This is a genomic window from Rhizobium sp. 268 (genome assembly GCF_036571585.1).
GTDB classification, from domain to species: Bacteria; Pseudomonadota; Alphaproteobacteria; order Rhizobiales; family Rhizobiaceae; genus Rhizobium; species Rhizobium redzepovicii.
The window spans coordinates 77,075-99,099 of the sequence record NZ_JAPPSO010000012.1 but is presented as its reverse complement, the minus strand read 5'-3'; the positions used below and the strand labels follow the sequence as shown (position 1 = coordinate 99,099).

General features: G+C 60.1%; 22 protein-coding genes and 1 pseudogene. 16 read left to right on the top strand and 7 right to left on the bottom strand.

Annotation, left to right across the window (positions count from 1 at the left end; all coding sequences use genetic code 11):
• Positions 1-105 precede the first annotated feature (105 nt).
• The 3 genes from repA to repC all read left to right on the top strand — a co-directional run bounded on the left by repA (position 106) and on the right by repC (position 3,857).
• Positions 106-1,320, top strand: a complete 1,215-nt coding sequence (repA, locus tag OS035_RS23320) for a plasmid partitioning protein RepA (RefSeq protein WP_183781237.1) — start codon at positions 106-108, stop codon at positions 1,318-1,320.
• Positions 1,321-1,362: 42 nt separating this feature from the next.
• Entirely contained in the window at positions 1,363-2,415 is a 1,053-nt protein-coding gene (gene repB / locus OS035_RS23315) for a plasmid partitioning protein RepB (RefSeq protein WP_097627847.1), read from the top strand.
• 149 nt (positions 2,416-2,564) lie between these two features.
• Positions 2,565-3,857 (top strand): plasmid replication protein RepC, encoded by a 1,293-nt coding sequence (gene repC, locus OS035_RS23310; protein WP_097627846.1) that lies wholly within the window; start codon positions 2,565-2,567, stop codon positions 3,855-3,857.
• A 142-nt stretch (positions 3,858-3,999) separates the two neighbouring features.
• Here repC and OS035_RS23305 read toward each other — a convergent pair.
• Positions 4,000-4,218 (bottom strand): annotated as a pseudogene (locus OS035_RS23305) (integrase); the annotation flags it as partial.
• A gap of 147 nt (positions 4,219-4,365) precedes the next feature.
• Between OS035_RS23305 and OS035_RS23300 the strand changes: the two are divergent.
• The 3 genes from OS035_RS23300 (at position 4,366) to OS035_RS23290 (ending at position 7,807) form a co-directional block, all read left to right on the top strand.
• Entirely contained in the window at positions 4,366-4,893 is a 528-nt protein-coding gene (locus OS035_RS23300) for a hypothetical protein (RefSeq protein WP_097627845.1), read from the top strand.
• A 230-nt stretch (positions 4,894-5,123) separates the two neighbouring features.
• Positions 5,124-5,690, top strand: a complete 567-nt coding sequence (locus tag OS035_RS23295) for a sugar transferase (RefSeq protein WP_097627844.1) — start codon at positions 5,124-5,126, stop codon at positions 5,688-5,690.
• A gap of 122 nt (positions 5,691-5,812) precedes the next feature.
• Positions 5,813-7,807: a polysaccharide biosynthesis protein gene (locus OS035_RS23290; protein WP_097627843.1), complete on the top strand. Its 1,995-nt coding sequence runs from the start codon at positions 5,813-5,815 to the stop codon at positions 7,805-7,807.
• Between the two features lie 110 nt (positions 7,808-7,917).
• Here the strand turns inward: OS035_RS23290 and OS035_RS23285 are convergent, their stop codons facing one another.
• The 3 genes from OS035_RS23285 to OS035_RS23275 form a co-directional block, all read right to left on the bottom strand.
• Positions 7,918-9,192: an O-antigen ligase family protein gene (locus OS035_RS23285; RefSeq protein WP_097627842.1), complete on the bottom strand. Its 1,275-nt coding sequence runs from the start codon at positions 9,190-9,192 to the stop codon at positions 7,918-7,920.
• Positions 9,193-9,535: 343 nt separating this feature from the next.
• Positions 9,536-9,787 (bottom strand): hypothetical protein, encoded by a 252-nt coding sequence (locus OS035_RS23280; RefSeq protein ID WP_097627841.1) that lies wholly within the window; start codon positions 9,785-9,787, stop codon positions 9,536-9,538.
• A gap of 37 nt (positions 9,788-9,824) precedes the next feature.
• Entirely contained in the window at positions 9,825-10,226 is a 402-nt protein-coding gene (locus OS035_RS23275; RefSeq protein ID WP_097627962.1) for a DUF2934 domain-containing protein, read from the bottom strand.
• A 144-nt stretch (positions 10,227-10,370) separates the two neighbouring features.
• Here OS035_RS23275 and OS035_RS23270 point away from each other — a divergent pair, with 144 nt between their 5' ends.
• Both OS035_RS23270 and uxuA read left to right on the top strand, forming a co-directional pair.
• Entirely contained in the window at positions 10,371-11,090 is a 720-nt protein-coding gene (locus OS035_RS23270; protein WP_097627840.1) for a GntR family transcriptional regulator, read from the top strand.
• Positions 11,091-11,134: 44 nt separating this feature from the next.
• Entirely contained in the window at positions 11,135-12,322 is a 1,188-nt protein-coding gene (gene uxuA, locus OS035_RS23265) for a mannonate dehydratase (protein WP_097627839.1), read from the top strand.
• Positions 12,323-12,387: 65 nt separating this feature from the next.
• On the opposite strand, the gene OS035_RS23260 is transcribed toward uxuA, so the two are convergent.
• Positions 12,388-13,035 (bottom strand): TetR/AcrR family transcriptional regulator, encoded by a 648-nt coding sequence (locus OS035_RS23260; RefSeq protein WP_097627838.1) that lies wholly within the window; start codon positions 13,033-13,035, stop codon positions 12,388-12,390.
• Positions 13,036-13,170: 135 nt separating this feature from the next.
• Here OS035_RS23260 and OS035_RS23255 point away from each other — a divergent pair, with 135 nt between their 5' ends.
• Together OS035_RS23255 and OS035_RS23250 are read left to right on the top strand one after the other, a co-directional pair.
• Positions 13,171-14,355, top strand: a complete 1,185-nt coding sequence (locus OS035_RS23255) for an HlyD family secretion protein (RefSeq protein WP_097627837.1) — start codon at positions 13,171-13,173, stop codon at positions 14,353-14,355.
• A gap of 24 nt (positions 14,356-14,379) precedes the next feature.
• Positions 14,380-15,963: a DHA2 family efflux MFS transporter permease subunit gene (locus OS035_RS23250; protein WP_183781225.1), complete on the top strand. Its 1,584-nt coding sequence runs from the start codon at positions 14,380-14,382 to the stop codon at positions 15,961-15,963.
• Between the two features lie 84 nt (positions 15,964-16,047).
• On the opposite strand, the gene OS035_RS23245 is transcribed toward OS035_RS23250, so the two are convergent.
• On the bottom strand, positions 16,048-16,914 hold the full coding sequence (locus OS035_RS23245) for an aldose 1-epimerase family protein (RefSeq protein WP_183781222.1): 867 nt from the start codon (positions 16,912-16,914) through the stop codon (positions 16,048-16,050).
• A gap of 98 nt (positions 16,915-17,012) precedes the next feature.
• On the bottom strand, positions 17,013-17,342 hold the full coding sequence (locus OS035_RS23240) for a DUF6665 family protein (RefSeq protein WP_183781218.1): 330 nt from the start codon (positions 17,340-17,342) through the stop codon (positions 17,013-17,015).
• 143 nt (positions 17,343-17,485) lie between these two features.
• Between OS035_RS23240 and OS035_RS23235 the strand changes: the two genes are divergently transcribed.
• The 6 genes from OS035_RS23235 (at position 17,486) to OS035_RS23210 (ending at position 22,025) form a co-directional block, all read left to right on the top strand.
• Complete coding sequence (locus tag OS035_RS23235; protein WP_183781215.1) at positions 17,486-19,108, top strand: ABC-F family ATP-binding cassette domain-containing protein; 1,623 nt, start codon at positions 17,486-17,488, stop codon at positions 19,106-19,108.
• Positions 19,109-19,211: 103 nt separating this feature from the next.
• The gene (locus OS035_RS23230; RefSeq protein ID WP_183781212.1) at positions 19,212-19,598 is read left to right on the top strand and encodes a VOC family protein; all 387 of its coding nucleotides are present in this window, start codon (positions 19,212-19,214) and stop codon (positions 19,596-19,598) included.
• A 69-nt stretch (positions 19,599-19,667) separates the two neighbouring features.
• Complete coding sequence (locus OS035_RS23225) at positions 19,668-20,258, top strand: hypothetical protein (RefSeq protein ID WP_183781315.1); 591 nt, start codon at positions 19,668-19,670, stop codon at positions 20,256-20,258.
• A gap of 101 nt (positions 20,259-20,359) precedes the next feature.
• Positions 20,360-20,524 (top strand): DUF1328 domain-containing protein, encoded by a 165-nt coding sequence (locus OS035_RS23220; protein WP_003571841.1) that lies wholly within the window; start codon positions 20,360-20,362, stop codon positions 20,522-20,524.
• Between the two features lie 418 nt (positions 20,525-20,942).
• A complete protein-coding gene (locus tag OS035_RS23215) occupies positions 20,943-21,464 on the top strand; it encodes a DUF992 domain-containing protein (RefSeq protein ID WP_097627832.1) in 522 nt (173 codons plus the stop codon).
• A 90-nt stretch (positions 21,465-21,554) separates the two neighbouring features.
• The gene (locus OS035_RS23210) at positions 21,555-22,025 is read left to right on the top strand and encodes a GNAT family N-acetyltransferase (RefSeq protein WP_183781312.1); all 471 of its coding nucleotides are present in this window, start codon (positions 21,555-21,557) and stop codon (positions 22,023-22,025) included.

Here is a 22,025-nt window from a genome sequence, read left to right as displayed (position 1 = left end):
CGGTAGGGTCTTGTTAACCCTATTTGCCTTGCCACCCCTCCAGAATCGGCGCTAAATGCGGTTTCAAAGCTCGCAGGGCTTTTAAATCGCATTTTCGAGATTTCCATGAATATGGCACCGCAGATAGAAAAAGCAATTTCCGATGTCGATCAACTGATTATTGGTCAGGCGCAGGAACTATCCGACAAGCTGAAGCAGCATCGGCTCGAAATGTTTCCGCCGCGTGCGCTGAAGGGGCTTAGGGAATTTCAGCTGGCCGAAGCGGCGCGTTTTCTCGGCGTGACCAGCGGCTATCTTCGCAATCTGTCGCTGGAAGGCAAAGGCGCCCTTCCCCAGGTCACGCCATCAGGCCGCCGATCTTATACGGCCGAGCAGATGGAAGAGATGCGCAGCTTCCTGGAGCACAATGCCCGCGCCGGAACGCATTATATGCGTCACCGTAAAGGCAGCGAACATCTCCAGGTCGTAGCCGTTGTCAATTTCAAGGGCGGCAGCGGCAAGACCACCAGTGCCGCGCATCTTGCCCAGCACCTTGCCCTGACCGGCCATCGTGTTCTTGCTGTCGACCTCGACCCACAGGCATCTCTCTCTGCCATCCACGGCTTTCAGCCTGAATTCGACGTCAACGAGAATGAGACGCTCTACGCCGCCATTCGCTATGACGATCAGCGGCGGCCGCTGAGGGAGATCATCCGGCCGACGAATTTCCCGAAACTGCATCTGGTGCCGGGCAATCTCGAGCTGATGGAGTTCGAGCATGATACGCCGCGCGTGCTTGCTCAGGGCAAGGCCGGCGACTATGGCCGTGTCTTCTTCGCGCGGCTGGACGAGGCGCTGTCTTCGGTCGCCGATGACTACGATGTCGTCATCATCGACTGCCCTCCCCAGCTCGGCTTTTTGACGATGAGCGCCATCTGCGGCGCCACGGCGGTTCTGATCACCGTCCATCCTCAGATGCTCGATGTCATGTCGATGTGCCAGTTCCTGCAGATGCTCGGCGAAGTGTTGAACACGCTGAAAGGTGCTGGCGGCGATATGAACCTCGACTGGCTGCGTTATCTCGTGACCCGCTACGACCCGCAGGACGGGCCGCAGACGCAGATGGTCGCCTTCATGCGTTCGATGTTCAAGAATCATGTGCTGACCAATCCGATGTTGCGCAGCGTCGCGATCTCGGATGCGGCGATGACCAACCAAACGCTTTACGAGGTCGAGCGGAGCCAATTCACCCGCGCGACCTATGACCGCGCCATGGAGGCGATGGATGCGGTCAACAATGAGATCGTCGACCTTATTCACAAGGCCTGGGGGCGGAAATGACCGGAAAGTTTACTACGGTAAACAGGGGCAAGGAGCCGGCTGATGGCGCGTAAGAACCTCCTCTCGGGCCTGATGGACGATTCCAAGAAGTTTACTGCGGTAAACAACGCGGACGAGCCACTTCAGAGGGACGAGAAACAGCAGATCACCTACAAGGGAATCGGCGCGCTCGGTGCCGTCACGCGCAGTATCGATGCGCTCGCTGCCAAGGCGGACGCGGCCAAAGCGATCGAGGAGAAGCTGGCAACCGGCGAGACCGTGATCGATCTCGACCCCGCCCTGATCGAAGATTCGTTCGTGACCGACCGGCTGGCGCATGCCGACGAACAGTTTCGCGAACTGGTCGAGGCGATCCGCCTGCGTGGTCAGGATTCGCCGATCCTCGTCCGCCCGCATCCTGACAAGGACGGACGGTATCAGATCGCTTTCGGCCACCGTCGCGCCCGGGCCGCCAAAGAACTCGGCAGACCTGTCCGCGCCGTCGTCAAGAAACTTGACGATCGCGACCATGTGATCGCACAGGGCCAGGAGAATTCGGCGCGCGCCGATCTCTCGTTCATCGAGAGGACAATGTTCGCCGACAAGCTCGACTCGTTGGGTTTCGATAGGGAAACGATCATGTCGGCACTCAGCGCCGACAAGACGACGGTTTCCAAGATGTTGTCCGTCACCAAGCGGATCCCGGCCGAAGTCCTGACCGCGATCGGCGCGGCAAAGACCACCGGCCGTGACCGCTGGCACGATCTGTCGGTAAAATTCGAGACCGAAAACATCTCTGCGGGGGCGATCGCGTTCAGCAGGTCGCCGGAATTCGAGACAGCGGAGCCCGATGCCCGCTTCGATATGCTGGTTGCCTTCATCAGTAGGAAGCAACAACCGGCATCATCGACAGCGACGCTTCAGCCCGCGGCTCACGCCTGGCAGCGCAAGGACGGCGCGGTCAAGGCGAAGATCAAGGATGACGGGAAACAATTCACCATTGCGCTGAAGGCGGAAAAGGCATCTGCCTTTGGAGCCTATATCGCCAGCAATCTGGATCGTCTTTACGAGGCGTTCGAGAAGACACAGGATTCGACGAAAAACGGAGATCAATAAGCAAAAGAAAAGGCCCCCGAACGTTGCCGTCGCGGAAGCCCTCTCTGATCTAGACACCCAGAGAATCACATTTCCGCGAATCATAGTCAAGAGTCTTTGGCACCGAATTTGGTGAGCTGCGTTCTTTTGCCTTGAAGAAGGCGAAGACAATGGAAAGCGGAAGTGTGACGACGCCCTTCGGGCGGCGGCCGATGACGTTTGGCATGCTGGCAAGCCAAGCGGCTGCTCGAAACATCGAGCCCGGCCAATCAATTGATAAGTGGAAACTCTATCGTGCGCTGTGCGAGGCGAGGCCGCTGCTCGGCGTCACCGACCGGGCGCTCGCTATTCTGAACGCCTTGCTGAGCTTCTACCCCAAGGGAGAGATCTCTGAAGACAACGGGCTTGTCGTGTTTCCTTCCAATGCACAACTCTCCCTGCGCGCGCATGGAATGGCGGAGCAGACGATCCGCCGGCATCTGGCGAGCTTGATCGAGGCCGGCTTGCTGATCCGCAAGGATAGCCCGAACGGCAAGCGTTACGCCCGCAAGGAGCAGGGCGGAGAGCTGCGCGAGGCATTCGGCTTCTCGCTGGCGCCGCTGCTCGCGCGCGCAGAGGAGATCGAGCGGCTGGCGGCGGAGGTGGTTGCGGAACGGTTGCACCTGCAGCGGCTCAGAGAACGTCTGACGCTTTGCCGGCGCGACGTCGCCAAACTTATCGAGATGGCGTTAGAGGAGGGGGCTGCCGGCGATTGGAGTGCGATCCATTTGCATTTCCGCAATGCCGTCGAGCGCCTGCCACGGTCGGCATCCGCGGAACAGGTCGCCGCCACGCTCGACGAATTGGAACTGTTGCGCGAAGAGATCGTCAATCAGTTGGAAATGCAGGTTAAAACCCGCAATCAAGGCGGCAATGCCCAACACACTGAGCGGCACATACAGAATTCAAACTCACAATGCACTTCTGAACTTGAACCAAGCTTCGAAACGAAGCAGGGGGCGAGGTCGGATGATCGATCGGCAGGTCGGGCCGAACCGATAGCCCAAATACACAAAGATGAACGGAAGAACGAGCATGTGTCCAGGGCACACGCTGCCTCCGCTGCCAATGGTGGGCTCAAATCCTTCCCGCTGGGGCTGGTGCTGCAGGCCTGCCCTGAGATTGCAGCCTATGGACCACAAGGGTCGGTCGACACGTGGCGCGATCTGATGGGGGCGGCCGTGGTCGTTCGTTCGATGCTCGGCGTCAGCCCCTCTGCCTATGAAGAGGCCTGCGAGATCATGGGGCCTGAAAATGCCGCAACCGTCATGGCCTGCGTCCTCGAAAGGGCAGGCCATATCAACTCGGCCGGCGGCTATCTGCGCGATCTGACACGCCGCGCCGAGAAAGGAGAATTTGCCATCGGTCCGATGCTGATGGCCCTTGCCCGCGCCAATTCGCCGATCAGAGGGAAGACAGGATGAAGGTTCGCTTTTCAAGACCGATCCAGCACAACTTTTATGGTTAACGAGATGTGACGGAAATGAAAGCGGAGATAACTTCTGATTGGGGGCTTCTTGCTTTTGGATCATGCAGTTAGATGGTTGCGCATGGCGCGAACAGGTCGCCCGCGGATACCGCGTCCGGCACCTTCTCGACGAGGCGCGTCACTTCTTGGTCGTTGAGGCGGTCCGGTCCAACATCCTTGCCTTGGCCACGGACGCGGCGGGAGAGGGGACCCTCTGCAATCCGGGCAAACTTGATCCAGGTCTCAACCTCGATCCAACTGGTCGTACCACGCAGCGTGACGAGCAGGCCTTTGTCAGCCGCGGCCGCGGTCCAGCCCGGTGATCTCCGAGCGAGGGCGACGGGTGGTTTTGTCTCTGAATATGCCAATGACCACTCTGCTTCCAACCTGGAAACACGTGTTGCGTTTAACGCGCGTGTGTTAGGAAACCCGAATTCAAGACGAGAGATCCACGGGTGAGGCCCATGAACGTTGCTCTATACGCGGACTACATTGCGGACCTGAGGACCTTGTTTGCCGAACTGGATACGCATCCTGAACGATTTCAGACTTTTAACGTTCGTCTGGAGTTGGTGGCGGCGGGCGGCCTCATCGTCTATGAGACGAAACGGCGCAAAGGCCTGACGGACAGCATCTATTACGGCCACTCGGCTGAAACCGCGTCCAACCATCAGATATCGCAGTCCACGGCTTTTTCCGCAATCGACCGGTTTTTCGCTCTTGGTCAGTTCGTCGCAATGGCCGGCGGGATTGATAAGCGCGCCGGAAGCGGCAGTGCATCTGCGCGCGCAGTGGACGCCCAATACCCCCACTGCGCAGTCAATTTTTCCTATCGCAAGAAGGGTCAGCCGGCAGCCCGGTCGATGCTGATGGTATTCATCGGGTTTAATGATGAGGCGGATGCTTTGCAGCGTCTGTCGACGATCGACGATCCGTCTGCCTTGGTGGCGGAGCGGCCGTACCGCTCGCTTAAGTCCTACGAGTGGAAGTGAATGGCCCAGGCCTGTATTGCCGATACCGTTCCCGTCATCCCTACGTCCAGCTATCAGGCAATGGCACGACGGCATCGTCTGATGGCTAATTCTTCCAGGCGAGAGCGGGCCGCCAATATGTCGGGTGATTCACGATGTCTCGCAGTTGACGCGAAACGCTTTTTGACGATACGGCAAGGCGATAGCGCAAAGAGCGGTAAGCGCCGGTGAGCAAGGAAGAGCTGCGGAACATGGACTTGAAACGGGCGGTGGATTTTTTCCTGGCTGTGATTGCTTCGATGATCCTGTTCGTTCCGATCCTTATCGTCGCTCTTTGTGTTCGCCTCACTTCGCCGGGACCAATCCTCTATTGGTCAAAACGTGTCGGCCGTTTCAATCGGGTCTTCCTGATGCCGAAATTCCGCAGCATGCGGGTAGACACGCCAACCGTCGCCACGCATCTGCTCGAAAATCCGGATCGGTTCTTGACACCCATCGGCTCGTTTCTGCGCAAATCGAGCCTCGACGAACTGCCGCAACTCTGGTGCATTCTGGGGGGCAGGATGAGTTTCGTCGGCCCACGGCCGGCGCTTTACAATCAGGATGATCTGATCGAGCTGCGCACGGCCCATGGTGTCGACCAGCTTCTGCCCGGATTGACCGGGTGGGCGCAGATCAACGGCCGCGACGAGTTGCCTGTTCCGGAGAAGGTGAAATTCGACGTCGAATATCTTAAGCGGCGTTCATTCGGCTTCGACATGCGCATCCTGTTTCTGACCGCGGGCAAGGTAATCCGCCGCAAGGGAATACGGCATTAGGCTACCTACTTCTGATAGATAAGCGGTGCGGAAGACCTTGGTTTCCGATTATTTCAGTTGCGCTCGTTGCAGAAAGCGACAAGAAGGTGGTTGTCTGTTGATCTGCGAGACGCTGGTGAGCGATGCCTGAAAATTCTCCCTCTGAGACCTCGCGCTCACGATGGTTGTTAGTGCCGATGCAAGCGCTCGTCGCCCCTTTGCTGGCGATGCCGCGGGTTGCCAAACGCGCTCTGGCATTGCTGGTGGATTCCAGCTTTTGTGTGTTGACGATCTGGCTGGCCTATTGCTTCCGGCTGAATGAATGGACGGTGCTGACCGGCGTGCAGTGGTTGCCGGTTTTCGTTTCGCTGTGCATGGCGCTTCCCATCTTCATCGTCATGGGCATGTATCGGGCGATCTTCCGTTATGCCAATCTGGCCGCTTTCATTACCGTTTTAAAGGCGATTGCGATCTACGGCTTCGCCTTCATGACGATATTTACGGCTCTCAGCGTGCCTGGTGTCCCGAGAACCGTCGGCATTCTCCAGCCTTTCCTGCTGCTGATCGGGATCGGGCTGTCGAGGCTGGGAATCCGTTATTGGCTCGGCGATGCCTACCAGCGTATCCTACACAAGAATATGCTCGCCAAGGTCCTGATCTATGGGGCGGGCAAGGCAGGGCGGCAGCTGGCTGCCGCTTTGACGAACAGCGCCGAGCTCAACGTCGTCGGTTATCTGGATGATGATCCGCGCCTCAAGGGCGGCGTCATGGGTGGTTTGCCGATCTATGACCCCTCGGATCTACCGGTGCTTGCCGAAACCCTTGGCGTGCACAATGTGCTTCTTGCTTTGCCATCTGCCTCCCGGCAGCGACGCAACGAAATCCTGGAGCATATCCGCAAAGCCAGGGTGAATGTTCGCACATTGCCTGATCTCACGGCGCTCGCTCAGGGACGTGTCGCCGTCTCCGACATTCGTGAGCTGGAGATCGAAGATCTGCTGGGGAGAGAAGCGGTCGCGCCGCGTCAGGAGTTGCTCGACAAGGCGATGCGCAACAAGGTGGTGATGGTCACCGGCGCCGGCGGCTCGATCGGCGGCGAGTTATGCCGCCAGATTCTGCGCAATGCGCCTTCCAGCCTGATCCTCCTCGATCAGAACGAGTTTGCGCTTTATAATATCGATGCCGAGTTGCGGAAGCTCGCCGAACTCTACGAGCATGAAAATCTGCAGATCGTTCCGATCCTCTGTTCCGTCCGCGATCAGGATCGCATCGAGCATATCATCCAGAGCTGGCGACCGCAGACGCTCTATCATGCCGCGGCCTACAAGCATGTGCCGCTTGTCGAGCACAATGCCGTGGAAGGCATCAAGAACAACGTCATGGGTACGCTTGTTGCGGCGCGCGCGGCGCGTAAATACGGCGTCTCGAATTTCGTGCTGATCAGTACGGATAAGGCCGTGCGTCCGACAAATGTGATGGGCGCCAGCAAGAGACTGGCGGAGATGGTTCTGCAGGCGCTCGCCGCAGAATCGGCAACCGACAGACTGCGAACGAATTTTTCCATGGTCCGCTTCGGAAACGTCCTCGGCTCCTCCGGATCCGTCGTGCCGCTTTTCAGGCAGCAGATCAAGGAGGGCGGCCCCGTCACGCTGACGCATCGTGAAATAACCCGCTATTTCATGACCATTTCGGAAGCCTCGCAGCTCGTCATCCAGGCCGGCGCGATGGGCGAGGGCGGCGATGTGTTCCTGCTCGATATGGGAGAACCCGTTCGCATCGCCGATCTTGCCCGCAAGATGGTGGAGCTGTCCGGGCTGAGCGTCCGCGACGAGAACAGCCCCGAGGGGGATATCGAGCTTTCCGTGACCGGTCTCAGGCCCGGCGAGAAGCTCTATGAAGAACTTCTGATCGGGGATAATCCGGAAACAACCGAACATCCTCGGATCATGAAGGCGCGTGAGGATTTCCTGTTCTGGCCGGAGCTTTTGAAAAGGCTCAACTCGCTGAACGCGGCATTGGATCGAAACGATATGGTCGCTGCACGTGCGATATTGGCCGAGCTTGTTTCGGGCTATTCGTCGACGGGTGAGGTCTCGGATCTAGCTTTCACCGGCGCCGAAACCAATACGGCCGCCTGAGCCGTCGCAGACGACGAAGCGCGTCTGCGTCAAACCTGATTTATGCAATGCGCTTTAGTTTTTATACATGCCGTCATCCATAGCCGCCCACTTCCGCGGGCGACAGGCAATTAGCTTCGAACGACGGGCGCAAAGCCCGTGCTGCCGCGATCGACGCAAATGAGAGCGACGAGATAGGCGAAGATCGGATCCAGGGCCTTCTGATTGAACATGATGCCGAAGCTGCCGGTTATAACGTAGCTGCTGACGAGCAGCAAAGCGAGCGCGATGGCCAGATCCCGGCCCGGCCCGGCTTCCTTTCTCCAGGCGCCGATTACGGGTGTCGCGAGCATCAGCGAAAGCGCTGCAATGCCGAAAATGCCGGCGTCGATCCCCGCGGTCAAAAAACCGTTGTGAACATGGGAATAGGTCAGTTGCGGCCTTAGGCTGTCGGGCAGCTCTGCCAACACCGAAGCCATCCGGTTTTGCGGACCATATCCCGTCAACGGGTCCTTGCTGATTGCCGATACTGCGCCTTTGTAAAGAGCAAACCGTGCACTCAGCGATGTGACCTCGCCGTCGCTGCGTTCGAGCGATGCCATGTTTTGCTGCAGCGCTTCGATGCGATGAAGGATTTGGCCGCTGCCCAGGGCAATAAGTCCGGCAAACAGCAAAGAGCCGGTAATGGCGAGGCTGCGCAAGCTCAGATGGAAACTGTGTTTGCGAAAATACCAGAGAAAGATGACGATATGAACGGGAATGACCAGCCAGGCCGAGCGCGTTCCCGATAGTAGGACGCAGCCCAGACCGGCGGCATATCCCAGTATGGCAATTCGTTGCTCGACACTCTTGGGTGATTGAACGTTGAGAAGCGCGATTCCACCGAAGAGAACGCCTATGACGCCCAGCAGCGCGGCGTTCGATGTCCCGGCCTCCGCTCTTTCCATCAGGAACATGATCTGCAGCAGACTGAAAAGAAAGGTAACGATCATGCCGATACCTGCGCCGAGGATGAAAAGCGGCACAAGGCGGCCATCGGGGGAGTGGCGCATTCGCGGCAATAACAGCCAGACCGAAAAGAAAGGCAGCAGCCGGAATATCCAGTCCAGTTCTTCGGAGTAGGGTGGATTGACGAATATGCTCGCGATCATCACCAATGGGTAGATCGAGATGCCGATGGCAACCAGCCGGTCGGATTTGGACAGGTTCAAGGCCAGGCCGCCCGTAGCCAGACAGCAGAGACCCCACACCATCGATCCGAGAAGAATGAACGAGTTAAAGTTCGGCGAAAGTCCGGGAAGGATTGCGAACAGAAACACCGCAATGCGGTTGTTCCGATCTAGTGCGCTTCCCGCCCCATTTTCGGGATAGAGCACTGCTATCTTCAGTTGTCTGAGGTATTTCACTTGCCGATCCTGACCACGCTCATGCCGCTTCGCTAAGGATCGTGATCACGCCTGTCAAGCAGGGGATTGCGCGCAATCTATGGCTTTAAGCCTCGTGGTATTCCAGCAACAGGATCTATGGGCGAAGGTGCTTCCATGGAATGTCGCAATCCGACATATCGCCAGCTTCAGCAGTAGACACGTTTGAGGTGCAGGTTGGCCGGAGGTTTGGCGGCATTTATTTTCGCATGAGATCGCCGAACTCGACGTCACGCCCGAGGACGCAGTGCGGGCGCGATGCATCGCCGGAGATGATGCGAAGGTCGCGGTCGTACGGTCGGCTTGGACCTCGCGGCAGTAACGGCTATCGCCAATAGCGGCGTGTCATATTATCGGTCGATGATCGACCGAGGAGATAGCCGAGGCCGAATGCAAGAATGCCGGTGCCGAGCACCAAGGCGGTTGCGGTTTGCGGGTGAGCCCTTGCGCCGGAGACGACGGCGTAGGCCTCCCGCTTCACCCCATCGGCGGCCGATATCGCAGCTTTGGTCAACCCCTCTGGCTGCTCGGCGGGTGTTCCGGTAAATCCGGCGTTCAAGTTTTGTTTGTCGGCCATGTCGGGACCTTTCCTGAAATGAGCTGGAGGGAGACGTTCAACTCTGCTCGCGCGTGCCGGGGGAGGCTTCGCGTTGATCGGCATCTTCGAGATCCGTTTTGACGAGGAAGGCATCGGTATGTTCGCGCCCGGCCTCCCGCAGTGCTGCGAGATTGGGAGTATTGCCGATTTCGCCCCGTGCATCGAGTTCATGCTCGGCCAGGGCCCAATGATGCCGGTGCTGGCCTTCCGGCCTGCCTTCTTTCTCCCAGAGGGAATATGCCCTTTTTCGAATTTCCTCCTCGCGGGTCGCTGACGGCGATCCGCCACTCTGCCTGTCGATTTCGCTTGCGGCTTGCCGAACCTTCTTCCGTCCGCGTGTGTCCGCGGCAGATGGCAATTCCGGCTGGGCGCCGAGTGCCTTGGTTTCGCTTGCCTTGCGTCGTGCTGGGTTTTTCATGAGCGTCTCCTTGCGGATTTCAACCAACTCGGTCGATCTAAGTTCCAAAAAGAGTGTCTACTCATTAGCTCAGGGAATAGCTTGGCAGGGCTGTGATAACTGGTATACTAGTATGCCAAGCAAACTTCAAAGTCCGGGTATGTTATGCCGCAGGCGTCAGAAACCAAGGTTTTGGTCGTCCCGTCGCAAGAGATCGGCGGCAGGCTGCGCCGGGTCACCACCGCGGGCGCCATTTATGAGCGCCTGCATGCCAATATCGTTTCCCTTCGGATGCCGCCTGGCATGTCACTGCAGGAAAAGCGCATCGCCGAGGATTTCGGCGTCAGCCGCACACCGGTCCGCGAGGCGCTTCTGAGGCTTTCTGAAAGCGGGCTGGTCGATATCTATCCGCAGTCGGGTACCGTCGTGTCGCGGGTGCCGGTCTCGGCGATCCCTGAAGCGGTCGTCGTGCGCAAGGCGCTCGAAGGCACGACCGTCGAGACTGCTGCTCTGACTGCCACCGCTGCCGATATTGACCGTCTCGACGCCATCATCGCCCGGCAGCGGTCGCATGCCGCAACCGGCAATGCCTCGGGCTTCCATGAAGAGGACGAGGCCTTTCACGAAGCGATCGCGCAGATATCAGGTTATCCCGGCATATGGGCAATCCTGAAGACGGTAAAGGTGCAGATCGATCGGGCGCGGCGGCTGACGCTGCCGGTGCTCGGGCGAATGGACAATGTGGTGCACGAACATATCATCATCCGCGATGCGCTCGCCGCCCATGATGCGGCGGCGGCACGTGCTGCAATGATCCATCACCTGAGCGCCGTCATTCCCGATGTCGACGAGCTGCGCTCGCGCTACCCCGATTATTTCTGCTGACGGCAGATCCAGACACGAAACGAAAAGCCAAGGAAGGAAGAAGGATGCGGCAAGGTTGGAGATGGTTTGGGCCGGAAGCGCCGGTGACGCTCGATGATGTCCGCCAGACGGGCGCGACCAACATCGTCTCTTCGCTGCACCAGGTGCCGATCGGCAGGGCCTGGACGGAAAAGGAGGTGCGCGAGCGCCAGTCTCTGATCGAGACGACGCCTGGCAACCGTTCGCCGCTGGTCTGGTCGGTGGTCGAAAGCATTCCGATCCCCGATGCCGTCAAGCGCAAGGGCGGGGAGGCGAAGGCTGAAATCGAGGCGTGGATCGCCAGCCTTGAAGCAGTCGCCGCCTGCGATATTCCGATCGTCTGCTACAATTTCATGCCGGTGGTCGACTGGACCCGCACCGATCTCGACTTCGTGACGCCGACGGGCGCCACCGCCATGCGCTTCGATCATGAGCGCTTCGCGGCCTTCGACCTCTTCGTTCTGGAACGGCCGGATGCGGAAAAGCAATATTCCGCGGAAGACCGCGAACGGGCCCGTGTCGTCTTTGAGGCGATGTCGGAAGAGGAAATCGCCGAGATCACCCGTATCATCACCTCGGCTTTGCCTGGTTCGACCACCGAGCCTCTGACCATTCCAGCCTTCCGGGAAAAGCTGGTCGCCTATAGCGGCATCGACGCCGCACGGCTGCGCCGGCATCTGATTGAATTCCTGGAGGCGGTAACCCCGGCTGCCGAGGCCCGCGGCGTCAAACTGACGCTGCATCCCGATGATCCGCCGCGTTCGCTGTTCGGTCTTCCCCGCATCGCCTCGACGGGCGACGATTATGCCGCTCTCTTCGATGCCGTGCCATCGCCAGCAAACGGCATGTGTTACTGCACCGGCAGCCTCGGCGTACGCGCCGAGAACGACCTGCCGGCGATCGCCCGGCGCTTCGCCTCGCGCATCCACTTTGCCCACCTGCGTGCCACGACCCGCGAGGGCGACGGCCGGACCTTCCATGAAAGCGCGCATCTCGAAGGCGATGTCGACATGGTCGCGGTGCTCAGGGAACTGGTCGCGGAAGATAAGCGCCGCAGTGCAGAGGACACCATCGTCTTCCGCTCGGACCATGGCCACCGCATGCTCGACGATCTCGATAAGACCGTCACCCCCGGTTACCCGGCGATCGGCCGCATGCGCGGCCTCGCCGAACTGCGCGGCATCCTGCATGCGCTGGGCGCTCCGCCGAACTGAGGCGACCCGGACGCCGCGTCGCGCCTTTAGCGGAAATCGTCGCGCTCTGAAGCCCAATCGATGCTTCAGAGCGCGCAGCCCTTCAAGAACAGATCTGTGCACATCCTCGCCCTTGCGGCGATCTCTTCAATCCCAGGCGGCTGTTGCTGACGCAGCATCGCGGCGCGCTGCGGCTCCAAAATCATCATGCCGCGCAGCATGCCGCAGGCGGCATGCGGATCCTCAAGGGTTATCAGCCCGCGGTCGATCTGCTTGCGAAGCCAGTTCTCCATCAGCGTGTTGGTTCTGACAATGGCTTTCTCATAGAAGCTGGTGGCGATTTCGGGAAAACGGTCCGACTCGCTGATGACGAGCCGGGTCACGGTGATCGTATCCAGCGAGAGCGTCAGCATGCCATAGGCCGTCAGCATGCGCTCCAATCCCTGCCTCAGGTCCGCCACGGCGAGTGTGCCGGGGTCGAGCGCCGTGACGAAGCGTCCCGTGCGCTCCGTGATCATTTCGGAAAAGAGATCCGCCTTCGTCGGGAACAGGCGGTAGAGCGTCTTGGTCGAAACCCCGGCGTCCTGTGCGATTGCAGCGATGCTTGCGGCGGCATAACCGCTCTCATGGAACTGCCGGTTGGCCGCCTCGATGATCACGCTTCTCGTATCGTCGTCGCAACGGACTTGCGGTCGGCCTCGTGGCCTCTTCTCGATTTCGTGATTTTGGACCATGACAATTTTCCAAATTCTCGTTGACATCCATTTTCTAATACATATTTTGGAAAACAGCAAGTTTCCAAAGTGCATTCCACCTGAATTCAATGGCCGCGGCCGATAGCGACAGCGACCACTCCCAGGAGAGAGACAATGTCCGTCAAAACGCTGCAGGCCTTGAACAACAACGCACCTGTCCCGGAGACCACGGCGGAAGCCGCCCCCGCAACCCTTGATGCCGGCGGCACACCGCACATCGTCGAACCTGCCGTCGTGTCAGAGCCTCCCGCCCGCAAGCGCGCCGGCCGCGGATTGCTGCTCGGCGCAACCGCCATCGTCCTGATCGCCGCCACAGCTCACTACGGCCATAACTACTGGACCGTCGGCCGCTTCGAGATCGCGACCGACGATGCCTATGTAAAGGCTGACAATAGCACCGTCGCACCGAAGGTATCGGGCTATATCGCCGACGTGCTGGTCAGCGATAACCAGGTCGTCAAGGCTGGCCAGCCGCTTGCCCGCATCGACGATCGCGATTTCCGCGCTGCCCTCGACCAGGCCAAGGCCGATGTCGCTGCGGCCGAAGCGACCTTCAACGCCAAGCAGGCCTCGCTCGATATACAGCAGTCGACGATTGCCGCCGCGCGCGCCACGGTCGAAGTCGACAAGGCCAATGAGACCTTTGCCGAACAAAACAACAAGCGTTATGCCAACCTCGCGACCAACGGCTATGCGCCGGTGCAGACGGCGCAGCAGGCGGCTTCCGCCATCGCCGCGGCTCAGGCGACCATTGTTCGCGACAGCGCCGCTCTCGATGCCGCCGTTAAGCAGGTCGATCTCCTGAATGCCGAACTCGCCCAGGCTAAGGCGGCCCTTGCGCGCAACCAGGCCGTCCTGCATCAGGCTGAGCTGAACCTCTCCTACGCAACCATTGCCGCACCTGTCGACGGCACTATCGGCAACCGGACACTACGTGCCGGCCAGTATGTGCAGGCCGGCACCCAGCTGATGTCGGTCGTGCCGACGAGCGCCGTCTATGTGATCGCCAACTACAAGGAGACGCAGCTTACCGATGTTCGGGCCGGCCAGCCGGTCGATATCGAGGTCGATACCTTCCCGGGCCGCATCTATCGCGGCCATGTCGACAGCCTTGCTCCGGCAAGCGGCCAGGAATTCGCGCTGCTGCCTCCCGACAATGCGACCGGCAATTTCACCAAGGTCGTGCAGCGCATCCCCGTCAAGATCGTCCTGGATGGGCAAACTGCCAATGCCGACCTGCGTCCCGGCATGTCCGTCCAACCGAGCATCGACACCAAGGCCGATGCTAGCCGCAACTAAGCGCAGGGACCAGGAGATCGTGTCATGTCCAGCATTGCAGCCACCGCTGGGGCCATTCCGCAACCGCGCGCCAGCACCAGGGAATGGATCGCCGTCCTCGCCGGCATGATCGGCGCTTTCATGGCGATCCTCAACATCCAGATCACCAATGCCTCCCTCCTCGATATCGAGGGCGGCATCGGAACAGGGGTCGACAACGGTGCGTGGATCTCCACCTCCTACCTGATCGGCGAGATCGTCGTCATTCCGCTGACGGCCTATTTTAGCAGCGTGTTTTCGTTCCGCCGCTATATCCTCGTCAACTCGATCCTGTTTCCACTGTTTTCGATCGCCTGCGCCTTCGCCCATGATCTCGGCACGATGATAGTGCTGCGCGGCCTGCAGGGTTTTGCCGGCGGCGTGCTGATCCCAATGGCCTTCACCATGGTGCTAACCAAGCTGCCGAAACCGCAGCAGCCGCTCGGCCTGGCGATCTTTGCGCTCTCGGTCACCTTCGCGCCGGCAATCGGCCCGACCATCGGCGGTTATCTCACCGAAAACTACGGTTGGCAGACGATCTTCTTCATCAACGCCATCCCGAGCGCGATCATGGCCGTGGCTCTTGCGCTGACGCTCGACAAGCAGCCGATGCAGCTCCACCTGCTGAGGCAAGGCGACTGGGCGGGAATTATCACCATGGCGATTGGTCTCTCGGCGCTGCAGACGGTTCTCGAAGAAGGCAACAAGGAGGACTGGTTCTCCTCGCCCTTCATCGTCAAGCTCAGCATCCTTGCCTTCGTCTTCCTTGCCGCCTTCATCTGGATCGAGCTGACCGTCAAGAAGCCGCTGGTCAAGCTCAGCCTGCTGACGCAGCGCAATTTCGGCATCGGCGTTGCCGTCAACGTGCTGGTGGGCGTCGCCCTCTTCGGCACCGTCTATATCCTGCCGCAATATCTCGGCCAGGTGCAGCGCTACAATGCCGAGCAGATCGGCATGGTGCTGGCCTGGACCGGTCTGCCGCAGCTGCTGCTAATCCCGCTCGTTCCGCTGATGATGAAGCGCTTCGATGCGCGTTACATCGGCTTTCTCGGCATCTCGATCTTCGCGATCAGCTGCTTCATGAACGTCACGCTTTCGGCCGATACCGCAGGCGACCAGTTCTGGATCCCGAACATCGTTCGCGCCATCGGCCAGGCGCTGGTGCTGACGCCGATCACCGCCATCACCACCGCCGGTATCGCGGCCACGGATGCAGCCGCCGCCTCGGGCCTGACCAACATGCTGCGCAATCTCGGCGGCGCCGTCGGCACGGCAACGCTCGGCACGGTGCTGACCAAGCGCGAGCAGTTCCACTCCAACATCATCGGCCAGTCGGTAACGCTCGGCCGCGATGAGGTTCGCGACCGGCTTGCGCAAACGACCGCCTATTTCATGCAGCACGGCATTTCCGACCCCGCTCTCGCCGGGCAGAAGGCCGTTGTCGCTCTCGGTCAGATCGTCAGGCGCCAGGCGCTCATCCTGGGCTTCGCCGATACCTTCGCCGTCATCGGCGTGGTTCTTGCCATTGCTGCCGTCGCCCTGCTGCTCACCCAGAAGCCGCGGGCTGGCGCTGGCGCCGGCGTGCACTGACAACTGCCTCCAGCTATAGCCGCAAAAATACTGCCGCCGGAGAAAAGCCTGCGTCGCGCGCTCTGTCGGGCGCGCGGCCTTCTATCATAAAATCTCGACGGTAAAGGCGAAGCGAGCGATCGCGCCCGGTGCCAGGATCGTCGTCGAGGGCCGCTTCGAAAGCTCGCCCGAGCTCCCAGCCTCCGCGGCGGTTCCATGCCAGGGCTCGATGCAGAGGAAGGGCGCACCCGGTTTGGTCCACAGGGCAAGATTGGGCAGATTTTCGAACCGGAACCGCATGGTCGGCCCGTCTTCGGCGCTATAACTTAAGCGTTCGCCCGCTCCTTGCGGAAAGATCATCGCATCCGCATCAAACATTGCGTGATCGAGCACCAGCCGGCCATCCTCGAACGGCGAGGGCAGCGGCACAGGATTGATAAGGCCACCCTGCAGCCGCACAAGCGGCGGCTCGCCCTTATTGTCGAGCGTAACGACATGGGCGTGCCCGGCAGCACCCGGCAGCGGCCAGGCAAAGGCCGAATGGAACCCGAGGCCGAATGGCATCGCCTTTTGGTCGCGGTTGGTAACTTCTGCCGTCACCGTCAAGGCGCGTCCCTCGATCGCATGGGTCACAGCTAGCTGAAAGTCGAAGGGATAAACAGCCTGGGTGGCCGCCGAGGTGACCAGTTCGTATCGGCACATTGTCGCGGTGGTTTCCGCAAGCGCAAATTCGCTGCGGCGGGCAAAACCATGCTGAGCCATCGGATAGATCGTGCCGTCGATTGTTATCTTGTCGTCCGGCGCCTTGCCGACGATCGGGAAAAGGATCGGCGACCGTCCGCTCCAGAAGGCCGCATCGCCCGTCCACAGCCATGAGCGCCCGTCGCTGGTGGAGAGCGCCTGCATCTCGGCCCCGAGGGAGGAGACGTCGACAGTGAGATGCTGGTTTCCAATCCGGATTGAGCTTGGCATCGCAATTCCCTTTCGCTGGTTCGGCACCAAGCCATATCTTTCTGCGCCGTTGATTTCCACTCAATAGGGAAGGGAGCGGCCTCCGCCCTCGCAACGCGTTATTTCCGCACCGCGCCCAATCTCGCGATTACCTCGTTCGGAATGCCGTAGCGCTGAATGGCGTCGCGGTTGTTTCTGAGCCCGCAGATCTCACGCTGGATGAAGAAGGCCCAGACCGCGTCGGACGCTGCATCGAGAAGTGTCTCGCGTTCTTCGGCACTCTGGCGGTCGGCGGTCCAAGCCTTCAGCGCAGCAAGTGTTGACTCCACCTTCCGCCCGTGACGCCCGAGCGCATCGGCGCGTTCCGACATCAACTCGTATTCGAGGACGTTGAAACCGTTTCTGTCCTGCTCGGATTGTCTGAAGGACTGCGGCGGACGAACGCTCATTGGCACAGGTCTCCGTTGGCGCGAGCGGCAATATTATCCAAATCAAACGTGCAGATCGAGAGGGTCGGAAACGGGACTATCCCCCGATTTCCCCGCATGGCATAAGCGCGGCAAAATCTCTTTCCCAGGCTCCCACGCACATCATGATTCGTATCGAGAATATCAGCAAGCAGCTCAGCCACCGCATCCTCTTCATCGAGGCATCAGCAGCGCTCAATAGAGGCGAGAAGATCGGTCTCGTCGGCCCGAACGGCGCCGGCAAGACGACGATCTTCCGGATGATCAACGGTGAGGAACAGCCCGACGAAGGGCAGGTCTCCTGTGAGAAGGGCGTCACCATCGGTTATTTCAACCAGGACGTCGGCGAGATGGCGGGCCACAGTGCCGTCGCCGAGGTGATGAACGGCGCCGGCCCTGTCAGTGTCGTTGCCGAGCAATTGCGTGAGCTCGAGGCGGCCATGGCCGATCCCGAGCAGGCCAACGACATGGACAAGATCATCGAGCGTTATGGCGAGGTGCAGGCGCGTTACGAGGAGCTGGACGGTTATGCGCTCGAAGGACGCGCCCGCGAAGTGCTCGCCGGCCTGAGCTTCAGCCAGGAAATGATGGACGGCGATGTCGGAGCCCTGTCGGGTGGCTGGAAGATGCGCGTGGCGCTCGCCCGCATCCTGCTCATGCGTCCCGATGTCATGCTGCTCGACGAGCCAAGCAACCATCTGGATCTCGAAAGCCTGATCTGGCTGGAGGAGTTCCTGAAAGGCTACGAAGGTGCGCTGCTGATGACCTCCCACGACCGCGAGTTCATGAACCGCATCATCACCAAGATCATCGAGATCGATGGCGGCGCATTGACGACCTATTCGGGCGATTACGAATTCTACGAGCAGCAGCGGGCGCAGAACGAGAAGCAGCAGCTGGCCCAGTTCGAACGCCAGCAGGCGATGCTGGCCAAGGAAATCAAGTTCATCGAGCGGTTCAAGGCGCGGGCGTCACATGCCTCGCAGGTGCAGAGCCGCGTCAAGAAGCTGGAGAAGATCGACCGGGTGGAGCCGCCCAAGCGCCGCCAGGTTGTTTCCTTCGAATTCCAGCCAGCGCCGCGATCCGGCGAGGACGTGGTCAGCCTCAAGAACGTCTACAAGAAATACGGCAGCCGAAGCATCTACGAAGGGCTGGATTTCATGGTGCGGCGGCGGGAGCGCTGGTGCATCATGGGCATCAACGGCGCCGGCAAGTCGACACTGCTGAAGCTGGTGACGGGCGCCGCCGAGCCTGATCAAGGCAGCGTCGCTCTCGGCGCCAGCGTCAAGATGGGCTATTTCGCCCAGCACGCCATGGATATTCTCGACGGCGAGCACACCGTCTTCCAAGCGCTGGAAGACCGGTTTCCGCAAGCGGGGCAGGGGCCTTTGCGGGCGCTTGCCGGATGTTTCGGTTTTTCCGGGGACGATGTCGAGAAGCGGTGCCGCGTGCTGTCGGGCGGCGAGAAGGCGCGGCTGGTCATGGCGATGATGCTGTTCGACCCGCCGAACCTGCTGGTGCTCGACGAGCCGACGAACCATCTAGACCTCGACACCAAGGAGATGCTGATCAAGGCGCTCTCGCAATATGAGGGCACCATGCTGTTCGTCTCGCATGACCGGCATTTCCTCGCCGCACTCTCCAACCGGGTGCTAGAGCTGACGCCTGAGGGCATCCATCAATATGGCGGCGGCTACACCGAATATGTGGCGCGCACCGGCCACGAGGCGCCGGGTCTCAGGAACTGAGATTATTTTGTGCGGCATGTCGAAACCGCCGGAGCCGAAGCGACCAGCAACGAGCCGGCCGGCGATATCGGTCGGATGGTCGGAGCAACGAGGAGAACTGCCCATGCTGCTGGATAGGATCGAGGTCATCACCCTGTTCGTCGACGAGATCGACGTGGCGAGGGCATTTTACCAAAAGGTCTTTGCCGCCGATGTCGTCTATCAGGACGACGTCTGCTCGGTGCTGAAGTTTTCGGAAACGATGGTCAATCTGCTCCAGGTGACCGAAGCGCCGCAGCTGGTCGAGCCCTTGACGGTGGCGGCATCCGGCTCGGGCAGTCGCGTCCTGCTGACGATCAAGGTCGACAATGTCGATGCGGTCTGCACGGAGCTGCGCAAGCTTGGTGTAACACTGCTCAACGGTCCGATCGATCGTCCATGGGGCCGCCGCACGGCCGCTTTTGCGGATCCGTCCGGCCATGTCTGGGAGGTTGCGCAGGAACTGCGCTAAACATTGCATCCAAGGCCTTGGCAGGCCGCTTCCTTCACGCGGAGGACGGTTTCGGTGCTTATTGCCACGATGATGACCAAATTCCGTGGTGTTCGGAGCCCTCTTCATGCAATCGGGGACGGGCGCATCGGCATGGACTGGATCAATCGCTATATCGATCAGCCGCTACTGCACGGCGCGGCGGGCTTGCTGCGGAGCTGGCATCTTCGCACACGGCAACCGCCGGAGCTGCTGGAGCCGACATGGAATCTCGTCGTGCTCGCCTTTCTCCTGATCGCCAGCGGGCAAGTCCTGGCCGGCAAACCTTTCGCGCTCGGTGTTACCGCGCTGATCATGCTGGCGCTGCCGTCAGCACGAAAACTGCTTTCGGCGATGAAGGCGAGGGGAGGCGGCTACGGCGCCCGGGAATACAAGTCACTGAGAGCGCGCGCCATCGCCAAACGTGAGGCGGAGTGGTCGGTGCGGATCATCGTCCTGTTTTCCTCCGCCTGCCTTCCCTTCATCGCCCGCATCGACGATCCGGCGGGAGCCTGTTTCATGCTGGGGGCGAGCATCTGGTTCGTCCTGACTGGGCCGCTCAAGGCCTATCTCGATGCAGCCGAACCTCCCGAGCCGAATGAAGGCGACCGGATGTTCAGCGGCGCCTTCCATTTCGGCTGAACCGGGCCGATGCGACGTTGCATGCGCCGGCCGTGAGAGGGACAGGGAACCAAATGGGGGCGGCTTCCGTTATGTGAGCAGCAACGTAAAAGGAGATTGCGATGCTTTATTACGCTCTGGTGTTTCTCGTTGTGGCCTTGATTGCCGGCGTCCTCGGATTTGGCGGTATAGCAGGTGCTTCAGCTTCTATTGCCCAGGTTCTGTTCTTTATTTTCCTGGTGCTGTTCGTCGTATCTCTCGTCATGCGCTTTATGCGAAGAGTATAAATCGGATCGAACAAGTATAAAAACCCGGCGAACACATCGCCGGGTTTTTCTTTGTTGCCACCTTTGACGGCCCCACCACTGACGGTTCCCGGTTGCGGTCGGCCCCTGCAAAATCCGCATGAGCCGCTGCATGAATGCCGTCCGCGAAGTGTCGACGGCAAGCAGGACCGTGCCTTTCCGGCAACCATTCCTGACAACATCATGAAATAACCGGATGGCGTGAATTAGTGCCTTCGAAATGTCCCATTGGGGGCTGAACCGTAAACCTGTTTGTCGCTTGCGCCTCCCAGGCGCTTTGACTTGCGATGCGAAAATGGTGCGGGATCGGATCGTTTTGCGGTCCCGTCCGTTATCTGTTGCCGAATCTGGTGGCGAGTAGCCGGGTATGCTCCCGTCACGATTTGAGAAGGAGAGACTTATGAATAAAATTCTTGCGACGGCGTTTGCCGCGGTATCGTTGACGGTTGTCGGCGCAGGGGCGGTCAATGCCGCCGACCTCGTCACCAGGACATATGAAGAGCCGGACCTGCGCAATGGCGTCAAGATCGGTTACCTCACCTGCGATATCGGCGGCGGGACGGGTTATGTGCTCGGTTCCTCCAAGGAGGCCGATTGCATCTTCCAGTCGACCGTCGGCAATGAGCTTTCGGATCGTTATACCGGCGAAGTGAGAAAGCTCGGCATCGACCTTGGCTTCACCACGCGCAGCCGCCTGATCTGGGCGGTGTTCGCGCCGACGGCCGGTTATCACCGCGGATCGCTCGCCGGCCTTTATGTCGGCGCCACCGCCGAGGCGACGCTCGGCGCCGGTGTCGGCGCCAATCTGCTAGTCGGCGGCACTTCCGGCTCGATCCATCTGCAGACGGTCAGCCTGACCGGCCAGCTCGGCCTCAATGTTGCCGCCGGCAGCGCCTCGATGACGTTGACGGCCGACAATTGATATGGCTTTTTGACGCTCCCTGCCGCGGACGGCAGGGAGCGTCACGTCATTGAGGCCGATTTCGTGTTCGCAGCCCAGCCGGATTACGACATGATCGATATTCGAATGGCAACGCCCGATGAGGACGAGGTCCTTGTGGGGCACTATCTGAAGATCTGGGTCAGCTACGGTACGCCACCGGAACATTACAGGCCCGATGCGGCGGCGCGGATCCTGTCTTTCATCAGAAGCGGCCGCGAGGAGCGGCGTCTGACGTCGTTCCTTGCCATCGTCGACGGTGAAATCGCCGGTTCCGCATCCTGTCAGCTGCACCAATCGCCATTTCCAGAGGTCATCCGGGAAGAACAGCGGCTGCACGGCTACATCTGGTCCGTCTATGTTGCCGACGCCTTTCGCCGGCGCGGTATCGCATCGGCGCTGGCCAACAAGGCCGCTGACTATCTGAAATCGATCGGCTGCACTACAGCCGTCATCCATGCCTCGGATGCCGGCGAGCCGGTCTATCGGGCCGCCGGTTTCGAACTGGCCAAGGAAATGCGCCTGCAGTTTCCGGCGGAGTAA